Below are 261 nucleotides of genomic sequence, written 5' to 3' on the forward strand. Positions count from 1 at the left end.
CATCTAGATACTGCTGGCTTATATCCGCAATATCAAACTCCTTTGTCACACGATGATAATTACTATTGGCAATGGTTTGCCGCTCTTCTTGGGGGCTCGCTAACATCATCGAAACAGCCTCGCTTAATAAAGCAGACTGCTGCGGTTTAACCACCCATTCAGCATGATTAAGAATAAACGCCGCATCTCCTACGTCTGTGGTTACACACGGCAAGCCTTGGCTCATTGCCTCAACAAGGACATTAGGAAAACCTTCAGTTT

1 protein-coding gene is annotated in these 261 nt (G+C 45.2%); it reads right to left on the bottom strand.

What is annotated here, in order from left to right; all coding sequences use genetic code 11:
• Positions 1-261: glycosyltransferase (locus tag Q4528_RS14435; RefSeq protein WP_303522328.1), on the bottom strand; the 261-nt coding region annotated here is incomplete at both ends.

It is taken from the genome of Staphylococcus pasteuri (genome assembly GCF_030547725.1).
In the GTDB taxonomy this organism is placed as follows: domain Bacteria; phylum Bacillota; class Bacilli; order Staphylococcales; family Staphylococcaceae; genus Staphylococcus; species Staphylococcus pasteuri.